The following is a 13818-nucleotide window of genomic DNA, read 5'->3' as shown; positions in this document are numbered from 1 at the left end:
CACTCCGTCTGCAAGGATGGTTGCGCGGCCGCCACGTCAGATGCTCACGATCTGGTCGACCGCCTCGAGCGAGGCGATCAGCGAGCCCTGGATCCAGGCCTGGTCGAGCGAGCAGTGCTCGCCGGCGAAGAACACCCGGCCTTCCGGCTTCCTGCCGTCGAGCCAGATCGAGCCGAGCTGCCCCGGCAGCAGGAAGGCGAAGGCGCCGGCCGACCATTTGTGCGACTGCCAGCAGATCGACGCGGAATCGACCACCAGATTGTCGTCCAGGATCTCCGGGTGGTATCGGGCGATGCCGCGGCGCACCGCCTCGACCTGCGCCGCCGGCTCCATCAACCCGAGGCGCAGCGCGTCCGAGCCCCAGCAATAGGCGCCCAGCAGCGCCCCCGGCATCGAAGCATCGGCGTTCGGCGCGGGCCCGGTGCGCTCGTCATGCGCCGGGCCGGTGTGCGGGTTCGACCAGGGCCGCGGCGGCAGCGGGCCGCGTTCGACCTGCAGGTGGTCCATCGGATAGTAGGTCTGGCGCTGCAGCCCGTCCGAGATCGAGGCGCCGCCATAGATGCCGTAGCGCGACTGCCAGAACCGCTCGCGGCAGTCGAGGATGACCTTGGTCGAGGCGGCATAGGCCATCTGGCTGATCGACAGGCGCTTGCCGTAGCTGAAACCCTCCAGCTGCATCCGGCGCATGACGCCGAAGGGCAGGGTGCACAGCACATAGTCCGCGGCCAGGATCTGCGGCCCTTCCGGCCCGACATAGCCGATCTCGACGCTGGTCTCGGAGGTCAGGCTGATGCGGGTGACCTCGTGCTGCTTCAACACGGTGCCGGGGCGCAGCATCGCCGCCAGCGTTTCGGGCAGCTGGCTCATGCCGTCCTGCAGCGTGGTCAGGTTGTTGCCGGTGCCGACGATGGTGTCGCGGATGAACATCGTCACCGCCTTGTCGAACCAGACGGCGAGGCTGGTATAGGCGCCGACCAGCTGCTTCACCGACTGCGGCAGCACGGTGTCGAGGAAGGCGCCGAGCGACAGGCTGTCGAGAGTGCGCAGCCGGTCGGTGGTCATCTCGCCCTTGAACAGGCTGTCCTGCTCGAAGGGGGTCAGGGGCGCGATGGCGTTGGCCAGCACCCAGCCGAAGATGGCGCCGCCGGGGTCCTGCGGATAGGCGCCGTCGGGAGAGGGCGGGGTCTCCGGCAGGCCGTAGCGCGGATAGATCCGGCTGCGGTCCTCGCCCAGCCGGCAGACCACGTCATGGATATCGAGGAAGTTCTGGTCGACGCTGTTGACGAACGGGATCAGCCGGCCGGTCAGGCCCGCCCGGTCGATGTAATAATGGGTGTAGTCGTGCGAGCCCGGGACACGCATCGCCCCCAGCTCGTTGTAGCTGCCGTCCTTGAAATGGTGGGTCAGGATGCGGCCGCCGACGCGCTCGCTGCCCTCGAGGATCGTGGCGATGTGGCCGAGCTGCTGCAGCTCATAGGCCGCCACCAGGCCGGCGATGCCGGCGCCCAGGATCACCACATGCTTGGTGCCGTGGCCGGCATTGTCCTTCCGGATCCGCTGCAGCATCTCGGCGATCGGGACATGCGGATAGGGGCTCTGCTGCTCGGACATGTTCGCCTCCGCCGATTCGACCGGGGGACCGACAGATCCACCCCGGTCGCAATAAATTTTAGGAAAAATCTTCCGAATCCTGCTCCGGCCGACGACTGTTTCCTGCCGCCGCGACACGTTCGGGTGCCGAATCCTACTGACTCTGGTAGCATGCCGGGCGGCGCGGGATGTAAATCAGATATGAACGGCTGTTCGCATTCATCCGCTACGCGCCTCGACAAGGAACGGCCGCGGGGCAGGGCAGGATTTTTGATGAGCAATAGGATGGCGGACATGACGGGCGGCGCCGCACGGCGCGATCGCCTGATCGTGGTGGAGGACGACCCGGTCACGCGCACCATGATCGCGCGCTACTTCGCGGAAGAAGGCTTCGAGGTGGAGGAAGCGGCCACCGGCGCGGAATGCCGCCGCGCCATGAAGCGCACACCCGCCGACTTGCTGTTCATCGACATCCAGCTGCCGGACGGCGACGGCTTCGACCTCGCCCGCGAGATCCGGTCGACCAGCGCGGTCGGCATCATCTTCGTCACCCAGAAGGACAGCGAGGTCGACCGCGTCGTCGGGCTCGAGCTGGCCGGCGACGACTATGTGACCAAGCCGGTGAAGCTGCGCGAGCTGCTGGCCCGGTCGCGGGCGCTGCTGCGCCGCCGTGGGCTGGAACGCGACGCCGTGCGGCACCACAATTCCGTGGTCACCTTCGACTCCTGGGTGCTGGATCAGACTCGGCGCGAGCTGACCACCCGGGACGGCACGCCGGTGCGGGTGACGCGCGGCGAGTTCGACCTGCTGGCGGCGCTGGTGCAGGCCAATGGCCGGCCGCTCAGCCGCGACTACCTGGTCGAGGTGATCAGCAACCGCGACACCGATGTCGGCGACCGCACCGTCGATGCGCTGGTCGCCCGGCTGCGGCGCAAGCTGCAGACACCGGCCGGCGGCCCGCCGGTGATCGTCACCGTGACCGGGGTCGGCTACAAGCTAGGTGTCCGCACCGACGCGCGGGGCTGAGACCGTCTGCAAACGCACCTGGCGCGGCCGTTTGACGGCGGGCTCGAGCGCTTCCGGTGCTCACGGACCCAAACGTCCGCTGCGCGCCGGTTCTCGAAACCACCGCCAGCCGACTCACGCCAGCGCATTTCCAAACGGTCTCTGAGAGCGCGATCGCCGCATCTCCGCCATCAGGGCGTCGATCGACAGGCGGCGGAGCGGCCCCAGCGCCGCTGCCATGTCCATCAGCCCGTCGATCGGCGCGTCGTTGCCGGCGCAAACCTCGATCGCGGAGGCGTGGCGGGCCAGGCGGATCAGGCCCAGCGCGCCGGCCGAGCTGCTCAGGCGATGGGCCAGGCGGGCGAGGTCGCGGCGGTCGCCGGCCTCGGCCGCGGCGCCGATCGCCCGGATCAGCGGCCGCGAGACCCGATGAAACATCAGGGCCAGCCGCGCCAGCTCGCGGATGCCCAGGATCTCATGGCGCTCGTCGTAGAACTCCTGGTCGACCAGGGCGGTCGGATCGGCCGACACCAGCGGCGGCTCGACCGGCGGGCGGGAGTCGCAGACGGTGGCCAGCATGCGCTGCAGCGCGGCGAGCTGCAGCGGCTTGCCCAGGATGCGCTCGATCCCCGCCAGGGCGCAGCGCTGCCGGCTGCCGTCGGTCAGGTCGGCGGTCAGCGCCAGGATGTGCGGCGGCTCGCGGTCGCCCGGCAGGGCGCGGATCCGCCGCGTCGCCTCCAGCCCGTCCATGCCGGGCATGTGCAGGTCCATCATCACCACGTCGAAGACGGAGGCCGCCGCCGCCTCGATCGCGGCCGGACCGCCATCGGCGAGGGTGACCCGGTGGCCCAGCCGGCCGAGCAGCCCGGCGGCCACAGCCCGGTTGATCGGGTCGTCGTCGACCACCAGGACCGACAGCGCCGGGCCGGCCACGACCGGCGCGGGCGCCTCCGGCGTGGCCGTGCCCGGCGTCACCGGCACCGCCAGCCGGAAGGTGCTGCCGGCGCCCGGCGCGCTGTTGACCGTCAGCGTGCCGCCCAGCAGGTCGGCGATCCGGCGGCAGATCGCCAGGCCAAGCCCGGTGCCGCCGTAGCGCCGGGCGATCGACGAATCGGCCTGGATGAAGTCGCCGAAGATACGGTCGTGCATGTCAGGGGCGATGCCGATGCCGGTGTCCGTCACCGCGACACGCAGCATCGACCGCCCCCCTGGCATCGGGTCCAGCCCGACCGTCACGTCGATGCCGCCCTCCGAGGTGAATTTGACGGCGTTGCTCAGCAGGTTGATCAGCACGCGGCCGAGGCGGCGGGGATCGCTGCGCAGGATCGCCTCCGGCGGCGCGTCGATCGAGAGGGTCAGCCCCAGCCCCCTGGCCGCAATCTGGGGGCGGATCAACTCGACCGCGTCGGCCACCAGCCGGTGCAGGTCGAAATCCTGCAGGTCCAGCGCCTCCTGGCTGTTCTCCAGCCGGGCGTAGTCCAGGATTCCGTCGATCAGGTCGAGCAGGGACTTGCCTGATTCCTCGGCGATCTCCAGGTAGCGGCGCTGCTCCTCGCCCAGGCGGTCGCGGTCGAGGATCTGCAGCATCCCCAGCACGCCGTTCATCGGCGTCCGGATCTCGTGGCTGACCACCGCCAGAAAGCGGGATTTCGCCTGGTTGGCGAGCTCGGCGGCGCGCCGGGCCCGGCGCGCCTCGCGCTCCTTGGTCACCGCGCGGTTGCGGGCGGCGGCGAGTTCCGCGGTGCGCTCGCCGACCTTCTGCTCGAGTCCTTCATTCGCCTGCAGCAGATCGGTGCGCGCACCGTCGAGGGCGGTGAACAGCCGGGCATTCGCCAGGGCGATCGCCGCCTGTCCCGCCAGGACCTGCACCACCTCGAGCCGGCGCGGGCTGAAGATCCCGGCGGCGAGATTGTTCTCGAGATAGATCAGCCCATCGACCTGGCCCCGCTCGTCCAGCGGGGCGCACAGGATCGAGGCGACGCGGTTGGTCTGGATGTAAGGGTCCCGCAAGAACTCGGACGAATGCTGGGCGTTGTCCAGCACCAGGGCTTCGCGGGTGCGCAGCACATAGGACAGGACCGACCGGGGGACGGCAGTGCTCTCCTCCAGCCGTCCGGATCCTTCGCCGGCGAGGATCTCCCGGTCGCGGCCGACGGCCTCGACATACAGGCCATCGTCGCGCCGCAGCACCAGGACGCCGTAGGACGCGCCGGCGCTCTCCTGGATCGCGCCCAGCACCCGCTGCACCAGCTGGCGCAGGTCGATCTCGCGTGAGATTGAATGCGCGGCCCGCAGCACGGCCCGGAAATCGATGTCGTCCTCCGGGCTGCCGGTCTCGCGCAGCGATGCGCGCGCTCCGCGCGACCGCACCGCCAGGCGGGGGAACTCCTGCTCCAGCGCGGCCACCTTGGCGGCGGCTCCCCAATAGCCGTACAGCGACGCGGCCTCGCGCAGATGGGCCGTGCCGGCGACATCGTTGCCCAGGCCCAGGCAGAAGCGCCCGGCATACTCGTTCGCCAGCGCGGCCTGATGGGTCAGCTTGGCGGCGTCGGCCCGATGGATGGCGTCGCCGTAGAGGCGGAGCGCGTCGGCGGTCCGCCCCTCGGCGCGCGCCAGCTCCGCCTCGACCAAGCCGTGCATGGCGCCGAAATTATGCGGGTTCAGCTCGCTCCAGCCGCGCAGCCGGTCGCGTTGTGCCGCGAAACCGTCGCCGCGATCGCCGTCCTCTGCCAGCGCCGCCAGCAGCAGGAAGGCGACGCCCTCGGCTTCGACCGCGAGGCCGGCGGCGCCGGGCAGGCTCGCCGTCGTCGGGCCGATCAGGCGCCGGGCCGCGCCGAGATCCCGGAACAGCAGGGCCAGCTGCAGCCGGCGGATCAGGTAGTTGGCGCGGGCGACCAGATCCAGCGCCTGCAGATGGGCGTCCTCCTCCGCCTCGCTCCGGACCCGGTCGCGAGCCATGCTGTTGGGCGCCGGCGTCCGGCCCATCAGGGCGGCGGCGAAGTCGACCTGCATCCGGCAATGCTCGGCCGCCGTTCGGTTGCGGTCGCCGATCAGCCGCAGATGCTCCTCGCCGATGCGAGCCACCTCGGCCAGCGGCCCGCCGCTGCCCAGCAGGTGGATGACATAGGCCGATGCGTGATAGGAGCCGAACTGGATGTCGCCCATCTCGAAGCCGGCCCGGATGCCGTCGAGGTTGAGCTGCAGCGCGCCCGCCAGCGGGTGCAGCCAGTGCCGCAGGAAATAGGCATAGACGAAGGTCACGCTGGCCGTCAGCGGATGGCCGAGCTTGGCGTCGAGGGCGATCGCGGTCCGGGCGAAGGCGTCGGCCGTCACGCTGTCGCCGGTCATCCCGCGCAGCGTCAGGGCCAGGGTGACGATGATGCCGGGCGCCAGCGTGTCGCCGCCATGCTGCAGCATCAGATTGGCATTGCGCAGCGCCATCAGCGCGAACAGCGCCGGCTGCAGCGTGTTGTGCGCGTCGGGGGCCAGACGGAACAGGATCTGCATCGCCGCCGCCAGGCGCCGGTCGCGCAGCGGCGGCAGGTCCAGCAGCACCTCGGCCGGGCGCCCGGCCATCAGCCGCTGGAACTCCGCGAACTCGGCGCCGACGGCCTCGCCCTGCCGCTCCGCCGTCTCCGGCAGCTCGATGCCGACCAGGCGCAGCGCCCGGCGGCCGACCTCGATCGCCTCCTGCTCCATCAGCCGCGCGTCGAGCGACACGAGCTGCAGCATGGCCAGCTGCAGCCGGTGCTCATCGTCCCGGAGCCGGGCGGCCAGCGCCTCGACCTCACGGTCGAAGGCGGCGTGGTCCTGGGTCAGCATCCGGCATTCGGCCAGCAGCAGCGCCGCCTCGGCGACATCGTCGTAGCGGGTGTCCCAGAGGCCCGGGTCGGTCAGGCGCAGCGCGATCTCGGCATAGTCGCGGGCCGGGGCGAAGGCGGCCGCCGCCCGGGCCTGCCGGGCCGCGATCAGGTTGATCTCGGCGCAGCGCGCCCGCAACGCGGGGTCGTCATCCAGCCCGCCCGCGGCATTCAGGTGCCGGGCGATGGCGAAGGCGGAGCCAGGCAACTGGGCCTCGCCGGTCCGCTCCAGCAGCAGCAGGGCGATGCGGCGATGCAGGACCTCGGGATCGTCGGCCAGCCGATCCGCGGCCTCGCGGATCCGGTCATGGGCGAAGCCGACGCCGCCGTCGCGGGACACCATCAGCCCTTCCGCCACGGCGTCGTCGAGGATCCGCTGCAGCGGCGTGTCGTCGAGGCCGAGCACGGCGCCGAGCAGCTCGGCGTCGACCAGCATGCCCAGGCAGGCGCTGGTGGTCACCACGCGCCGCAGCTCTGCCGGCAGATGGCCGATGCGGTCGGCCAGGAAGCCGACCACGTTGTCGGTCGCCTGCACCGCCGCGATGCGATCCAGATCCCAGGTTCCGGACGGGCCGATCGCGCCGGTGTCGCGCAGATGGCCCAGCAGCTGGCGGGCGAACAGTGGGTTGCCCAGGGTCTTGGCATGCACCAGGGCGGCGGCCGCCGCCTGGTCCGGATGGCCGCGATAGGCGGCGACCAGCATGGCCTCGATATCCCCCGGCGCCAGCGGCTGCAGGGCGATGCGGCGCAGCCCGGGCAACGCGTCGAGCGCGTCCTGCAGCGCCGGCTCCGGATCCCCGTCGCGGCAGGTGCCGATCAGCAGCAGCCCGCCGGCGGGTGCGGCGGCGCAGATCGGGCCCAGCAGCTCCAGGCTGGCGCCGTCCGCCCATTGCAGGTCGTCCAGCAGCAGCACCAGCGGATGGTCCGGCGCAGCGAAGACGGCGACCAGATCCTGCACCGCCTGCGCCAGCCGGCGCCCTGCCTCGGCCGGGGCCAGGACGGCGGTCGGCGGCTGCGGTCCGATCAGCCGGTCCAGCCCCGGCACCAGCTCGGCCAGCACGCTGGCGCTGCGGCCCAGCCGGTCCAGCAGCGTGGCGCGCCGGGCCGCGACCGTGGCGTCGGGTTCGGTCAGCACGCCGCGGACCAGCCCGGCGAAGGCCTGGACCAGGCCGAGATAGGGCTCGTCGCGCTGCTGCTCGAACTTGCCGGCGGCGAAGCGGCCGCCGGCCTCGGCCACGCGGTCGCGCAGCCCGGCCGCCAGCGTGCTCTTGCCGATGCCGGGGGCGCCGGTGACCAGCACGGCGCCGCTGCGGCCGGATCGGGCCGCGTCGAATGCCGCCTGCAGCGCGGCCAGGGGGGCAGCCCGGCCGTACAGGATCGTGCCGTCGCCGAAGCTGTCGCCGTCATCGCCGGCGGCGAGGGGGAAGGCGGTAATGCGTCCGCCCACGGCACCCTCGGGCGCGAAGCCGGCGCGGCAGCGTGCCAGATCGGCCGCCAGGTCGGCGGCACTGCGGTAGCGGGATGCGGCGTCCTTCAGCAGCAGCGTCGCCACGATCTCCGCCAACATCGGCGGAAATCCCGGCAGCAGCGCGTCCAGCGGCACCGGGCGCCGGGTGAGATGGGCGTGCAGCAGCTCCAGCCGCTCCTCGCCGGCGAAGGGCGGCCGGCCGGCGAACAGCTGGTACAGCACGGCGCCGAGCGAATAGAGATCGGCGCGGTGATCGATCGGCCGGTTCATCCGGCCGGTCCGCTCGGGGGCGACGGCGGTCATATCCTCCACCGCCGGCAAGGCCTCGGCCAGGACGGAGTCGCCGCGGTCCAGCAGCACGGCGCCGCCGAAATCGATGTAGTTGACGCGCTGATCCGCCGGGTTGAGCACGATGTTGTGGGCCGACAGGTCGCCGTGCAGCACGCCGCGCTCATGCACATGGGCAAGGCCGGCGGCCAGGGCCTCGGCGACCGCGATCCGGCCGGCGAGGTCCGGCGGCGCCGCGGCGATCCAGTCGGACAGCGTGATCCCGCCGATATCCTCCAGCACCAGGGCCGGGCCCTCCGGGCTGTCCGGCTGCAGCCCGATCGGACGGACCACGAGATCGGAGTCGAAGCGGGCCAGAAGCTCGTGCTCGCGCCGCAGCCGGTCGACCAGGCCGACCACCGGCTCGCCCAGGGCCTCCTTCAGCACGACCGGGCGGCCATCGTCGAGCACAGCCCGGATCACCGTGGTGGTGGAGGTGCGGTGGATGACCTCGCGGCGGCGAAGGCGATGTGCGGCGTCCGGCACGGCTGTCATCTCCCCCCGGGCAAGGCTGGCGCTGCCCTCGATCAACCTAGAGTAGCACTTCCGTCAACGCCCCGGGATCGGTTGCTGCCGGCGCGGGCCGGCGGCTTTTCGCTGGAGGAACGCCGGCGGCGGTGTCATGCTGGACGGTATAGTCCACCTGCATTTGATGACGCCATGATTCCGCCCCGGGCTCAGGCCAACGACAATTACAACCCCGCAGATGCTTTCGAGCTGCAGATGGACGAGGTGAAGCGCCGCTTCGTCGCCAAGCTCGCCTGCGCCGCTCGAGGAGGCCATCCCTCGGGCTCCCCGCTCGCCGCCATGCCGCATCGGTCTGCCCCCGAACCGTCCAAGAATCCCTGACCGTACCGGCCGTCGTCGCCACCGGGTGATGAAATCTGATCAACGGCGCCCGTTGAGCGCCGTTGCTCCGGCCATACGCTCGCTCCATCCGCGCAGCGAGGCCCCAAAGTGGCGGCCCGGCCCCGCGGTTGGGAGGAGACCATGACAAGAATTCTGGCAGGGGTATTCGCCGTCTGCGGATTGCTGTTCGGGGCTACGGCGGCCGGCGCGGCCGAGCGCATCGTCTTCGTCGGGCACTGGTCCGAATCCGACTCGTTCTACAACGTCATCCGCAACTCGGCGCAGCTCGCCGCCGACCAGCTCGGCGTCACCATCGAGTTCCGCAACCCGTCCGGCGGCGACCTGTCCGAGATGGGGCGCCTGATCGACCAGGCGATCGCGTCGAAGCCCGCCGGGATCATCTCGACCGTGCCGGACGAGGCGATCGTTGGCGAGCCGCTGAGCAACGCCGTGGCCACCGGCATCCCGGTGGTGATCGCGAATTCGGGGTCGGCCGAGATCGCGGCGAAGATCGGCGCCCTGCGCTATATCGGCCAGGCCGAATACGAGGCCGGCAAAGCGGCGGGCGGCAAGGCCAAGGCGGCCGGGGTGAACAGCTTCGTCTGCGTCAACCACTTCTACCAGCACCCGGTCTCGCACCAGCGCTGCCAGGGCTTCGCCGACGGTCTCGGCGTGCCGCTCGGCGGGCAGGAGATCGATTCCGGCACCGATCCGAACGACGTGGTCACCCGCGCCGCCGCGTATCTGAAGGCCCATGCCGACACCCAGGCGATCCTCACCCTCGGGCCGACCGGCGCCGACCCGATGATCAAATGGGTCAAGGACCAGGGCGCCGCGGACCAGTACTTCTTCGCCACCTTCGACCTCAGCCAGGACATCGTCAGCGCGATGAAGGACGGGCTGATCAAGGTCGCCGTCGACCAGCAGCCCTTCATCCAGGGCTATGGCGCCGTGGCGATCCTGACCAACTACGTCCGCTACGGCGTGCTGCAGGCGAACGACGTCTTCTCCGGCCCCGGCCTGATCACCAAGGACAATCTCGAACAGGTGCTGGCCTTGGCCGGCAAATACCGCTGAGAGACCATTTGTAAATGCTACCGGCGCGGCCGTCTGACGGCGGTTTCTGCGCTTCCGGTGCTCACGGACCTATGTCCGCTGCGCGCCGGCTCTCGAAACCACCGCCAGCCGGCTCACGCCAGCGCATTTCCAAACGGTCTCTGAGGATGCGAGGCGGGACGGGGGCCACGGCGCATGTGGCCGTCACAGGTTCTCGGCGCTGATGGTGAAGAAGCGCACCGGGTCGGCGCTGACCTCGACCTCGAGGAAGCCGATCCGGTGCAGCACGGTGTCCAGCGCGCGCCGCGCCTGCACCTCGGGGGCCTGGTCCAGCACGATGTCCATCAGCCCGGATTGCAGCCAGCGGCGCGAATTCTCGGTCAGCTCATGGCCGATCCACATGATCGACCGGCCGCGCTTCTGCCGCTCCAGCACCGAGGCGATCCCCGCATTGGCCCCGCCGGCATTGTACAGGCCGATGATGTCGGGATGCGCCCGCAGCGCCTCCTCGAACACGGCGGACGAGTGCAGCCGGTCGTCCAGGCCGAACATCACCAGCGCGAAGGCCTGCGCCGGGTCGGGGTGCTCGGCCAGGTAGTCGGAGAAGCCGCGGACCCGCTCCTTGTGCACCTGGTAGACGCCGCTGTGGCACAGCGCCACCAGCGTGCCGGAGCGCGGCTTCAGCATGCTCGCCAGGTAGAAGGCGGCGGTCCGCCCGGCGGCGTAGTTGTCGATGCCGATGAACGGGTCGTCGCCGATGCGCGAGACGATCGGCAGCACCGCCACCCCGGCCGCCTTGGCCTCGCCCAGCCTCGCCCGTACCTCGGGGTGGTCGGGGGCGCAGATGATCAGGCCCGACCGGCGGAAGCCCGGGTTGGCGATGTGCCGGGCCACCGCGAGGGGATCGGCCTCGTCGAGGAAGGTGCGGTGCAGCAGGATGCTGGTGTCGAGCGTCGCGGCGATCCGCGCGAAAGCCTGGTTCAGCCGGGCGAAGAACGGCGTGTCCGGGCGCACCATGATCACCTCGATGCGGATGGTGCCGCGATAGCGCTCCGGCAGCCTTCGGTCGTAGCCGAGCTTGCGGGCGGCCAGCAGCACCTTCTCGACCGTCTCGGGCCGGACATTGCCGCGCGCATTCAGCACCCGCTCGACCGTCGCGGTCCCCAGCTGCGCCTCGCGCGCGATATCGGCCAGTCTCGCTGACTTCATTGGTCCCGCCTCCCTGATCAAATTTGATCAGACCGGAGATGGTTTGTGAAGGGGGCCGGTCGCTATCGTCCTCCGACAAAGGACGCGCTGGCCGGTGTGCCGCGCGCCGCGAGAGGAAACGCGAATGGACCAGTGGCTCGAGGCGTGCGCCGCCGAAGACGTCGACCCGGAAGACGTGATCCGCTTCGATCATGGCGGCCGGACCTATGCCATCTACCGCAGCCCCGAGGACGAGTATTTCGCCACCGACGGGCTGTGCACGCATGAGAAGGTCCATCTCGCCGACGGGCTGGTGATGGACGACATCATCGAATGCCCGAAGCACAACGGCCGCTTCAGCTACAGGACCGGCGAGGCGCGGGGCGCGCCGGTCTGCGTCAACCTGCGGACCTATCCGGTCAGGGTCGAGGCCGGCCGCATCCTGATCCAGGTGGCCTGACTGTGGCCGCCTTCGTCCTGTGCGAGACGGGCGGCCCGGTCACCCATTCAAGCTGAAAGCACTGCTGCGGTGTGACCGGCAGAGAAGGACAGGGAGGAGACATGACCGTGACCAAGAGCGCCGTCCCGCTCGCCGATGACGACCGCGTGCGCAAGATCTCGGCGCTGCGCCAGACCATGATCCGGCCGGAGCTGGGGTCGATCTGCGGCACCGTCGCGGTCTTCCTGCTGTTCCTGTTCGTCGCCCCGGATTCCGGCATGTTCTCGCTGGAAGGCGTGATGAACTGGGGCACGGTGGCGGCGCAGTTCGCGATCATCGCCGTCGGCGCCTGCCTGTTGATGATCGCGGGCGAGTTCGACCTGTCGCTCGGCTCGATGATCGGCTTCGCCGGGATCGTCATCGCGCTGTTGTCGACCCAGTTCGGCTGCCCGCTGTGGCTGGCGATCGTCGCGGCCTTCGCCGCGGCGCTGGCGATCGGCGCGCTCAACGGTTACCTGGTGATCCGCACCGGGCTGCCGTCCTTCATCGTCACCCTGGCGTCGCTGTTCATCCTGCGCGGCCTGACCATCTACGCGCCGATCACGATCAACGGGTCGACCATCATCGGCGGGGTCAAGTCCGCCGCCCAGGGCGACTGGCTGGCGCCGGTGTTCGGCGGCAAGGTGCTGGGCGGGCTGTTCGCCTGGCTGGCCGAGCGCGGCATGGTCGGCACCTTCAAGGCCGGGGCCAAGGCCGGCTTGCCGGTGGTCGACGGCATCCCGATGCTGATGGTCTGGGCGGTGCTGCTGGTGGTCCTGGCCCATCTGCTGCTGACCCGCACCGCCTTCGGCAACTGGATCTTCGCCGCCGGCGGCGATGCCGGCGCCGCGCGCAATGTCGGCGTCCCGGTCAACCGGGTGAAGATCCTGATGTTCATGCTGTCGGCCTTCTGCGCCACGGTGCTGGCCGCCTGCCAGGTGCTCGAATTCGGCTCGGCCGCCGCCGACCGCGGCCTGTTCAAGGAGTTCGAGGCGGTGATCGCCGTGGTCATCGGTGGCACGCTGCTGACCGGCGGCTACGGCACGGTGGTCGGCGCCGCGCTCGGCGCCGTCATCTTCGGCGTGGTGCAGCAGGGGCTGTTCTTCGCCGGGGTCGAGAGCTCGCTGTTCCGGGTGTTCCTGGGCGTGATCCTGCTCGTCGCCGTGGTCCTCAACACCTACATCCGCCGCCTGATCACCGGGGAGCGCTGAGATGCCGAACACCATCCTGGAGCTGCAGGACATCGAGAAGCATTTCGGCATGCTGATCGCGCTGGCCGGCGTCAGCATCGCGGTCAATGAGGGCGAGGTGCATTGCCTGCTCGGCGACAACGGCGCCGGCAAGTCGACCCTGATCAAGACGATGTCCGGCGTGCACAAGCCGACGCGGGGGCAGATCCTGCTCGATGGCCGCGAGGTCGCCTTCGCCGCTGCGCGGGACGCGATCGACGCCGGCATCGCCACCGTGTTCCAGGACCTGGCGATGATCCCGCTGATGTCGGTGACCCGGAACTTCTTCCTCGGCCGCGAGCCGAAGACCCGGTTCGGCCCGTTCAAGCTCTTCGATTTCGAGACCGCCAACCGCATCGCCATGGCAGAGATGGCGCGCATGGGCATCCGCCTGCGGGCGCCGGACCAGGCGGTCGGCACCCTGTCGGGCGGCGAGCGGCAGTCGGTGGCGATCGCCCGCGCGGTCTATTTCGGCGCCCGGGTGCTAATCCTCGACGAGCCGACCTCGGCCCTCGGCGTGCGCCAGACGGCGAATGTGCTGGCGACCATCGACCAGGCCCGCAAGAAGGGCGTCGGCGTGGTCTTCATCACCCATAATGTGCGCCATGCCCTGGCCATCGGCGACCGCTTCACCGTGCTGAACCGCGGCCGCACCCTCGGCACCGCCCTGCGCGGCGAGATCGGCCAGGAGGAGCTGCAGGACCTGATGGCCGGCGGCGAGGAGCTGGTCCGGCTGGAGGGCGAGCTCGGCCGGATGGTGTGAGGGCC

9 protein-coding genes are annotated in these 13818 nt (G+C 70.5%); 6 read left to right on the top strand and 3 right to left on the bottom strand.

Features of this window, described 5'->3' with window-relative positions:
• Window positions 1-36: 36 nt before the first annotated feature.
• Window positions 37-1611 carry a flavin monoamine oxidase family protein gene (locus AB4Z01_RS01405; protein WP_441689738.1) on the bottom strand — a complete coding sequence of 525 codons (1575 nt, stop codon included), beginning with the start codon at window positions 1609-1611 and terminating at the stop codon, window positions 37-39.
• A 264-nt stretch (window positions 1612-1875) separates the two neighbouring features.
• Between AB4Z01_RS01405 and AB4Z01_RS01400 the strand changes: the two genes are divergently transcribed.
• Entirely contained in the window at window positions 1876-2616 is a 741-nt protein-coding gene (locus tag AB4Z01_RS01400; protein WP_441689736.1) for a response regulator, read from the top strand.
• A 114-nt stretch (window positions 2617-2730) separates the two neighbouring features.
• Here the strand turns inward: AB4Z01_RS01400 and AB4Z01_RS01395 are convergent, their stop codons facing one another.
• Window positions 2731-8736 (bottom strand): AAA family ATPase, encoded by a 6006-nt coding sequence (locus AB4Z01_RS01395; protein ID WP_441689734.1) that lies wholly within the window; start codon window positions 8734-8736, stop codon window positions 2731-2733.
• A 174-nt stretch (window positions 8737-8910) separates the two neighbouring features.
• Between AB4Z01_RS01395 and AB4Z01_RS01390 the strand changes: the two genes are divergently transcribed.
• Window positions 8911-9099, top strand: a complete 189-nt coding sequence (locus AB4Z01_RS01390; protein ID WP_441689732.1) for a hypothetical protein — start codon at window positions 8911-8913, stop codon at window positions 9097-9099.
• 141 nt (window positions 9100-9240) lie between these two features.
• Window positions 9241-10176: a substrate-binding domain-containing protein gene (locus tag AB4Z01_RS01385; protein ID WP_441689730.1), complete on the top strand. Its 936-nt coding sequence runs from the start codon at window positions 9241-9243 to the stop codon at window positions 10174-10176.
• 183 nt (window positions 10177-10359) lie between these two features.
• Here AB4Z01_RS01385 and AB4Z01_RS01380 read toward each other — a convergent pair whose 3' ends face one another.
• Complete coding sequence (locus tag AB4Z01_RS01380) at window positions 10360-11364, bottom strand: LacI family DNA-binding transcriptional regulator (protein ID WP_441689728.1); 1005 nt, start codon at window positions 11362-11364, stop codon at window positions 10360-10362.
• A gap of 124 nt (window positions 11365-11488) precedes the next feature.
• Here AB4Z01_RS01380 and AB4Z01_RS01375 point away from each other — a divergent pair, with 124 nt between their 5' ends.
• The 3 genes from AB4Z01_RS01375 to AB4Z01_RS01365 all read left to right on the top strand — a co-directional run bounded on the left by AB4Z01_RS01375 (window position 11489) and on the right by AB4Z01_RS01365 (window position 13813).
• On the top strand, window positions 11489-11803 hold the full coding sequence (locus AB4Z01_RS01375) for a MocE family 2Fe-2S type ferredoxin (protein WP_441689726.1): 315 nt from the start codon (window positions 11489-11491) through the stop codon (window positions 11801-11803).
• A 101-nt stretch (window positions 11804-11904) separates the two neighbouring features.
• Complete coding sequence (locus AB4Z01_RS01370) at window positions 11905-13032, top strand: ABC transporter permease (RefSeq protein WP_441689724.1); 1128 nt, start codon at window positions 11905-11907, stop codon at window positions 13030-13032.
• 1 nt (window position 13033) lies between these two features.
• Window positions 13034-13813: an ATP-binding cassette domain-containing protein gene (locus AB4Z01_RS01365; RefSeq protein WP_441689722.1), complete on the top strand. Its 780-nt coding sequence runs from the start codon at window positions 13034-13036 to the stop codon at window positions 13811-13813.
• The last annotated feature ends 5 nt before the right edge of the window (window positions 13814-13818 follow it).

The sequence above is a fragment of the Inquilinus sp. YAF38 genome, from assembly GCF_052113205.1.
Taxonomy (GTDB): Bacteria; Pseudomonadota; Alphaproteobacteria; order DSM-16000; family Inquilinaceae; genus Inquilinus.
Note: the sequence above shows the minus strand (reverse complement) of the source record. Positions and strands in the feature narration are given on the sequence as shown.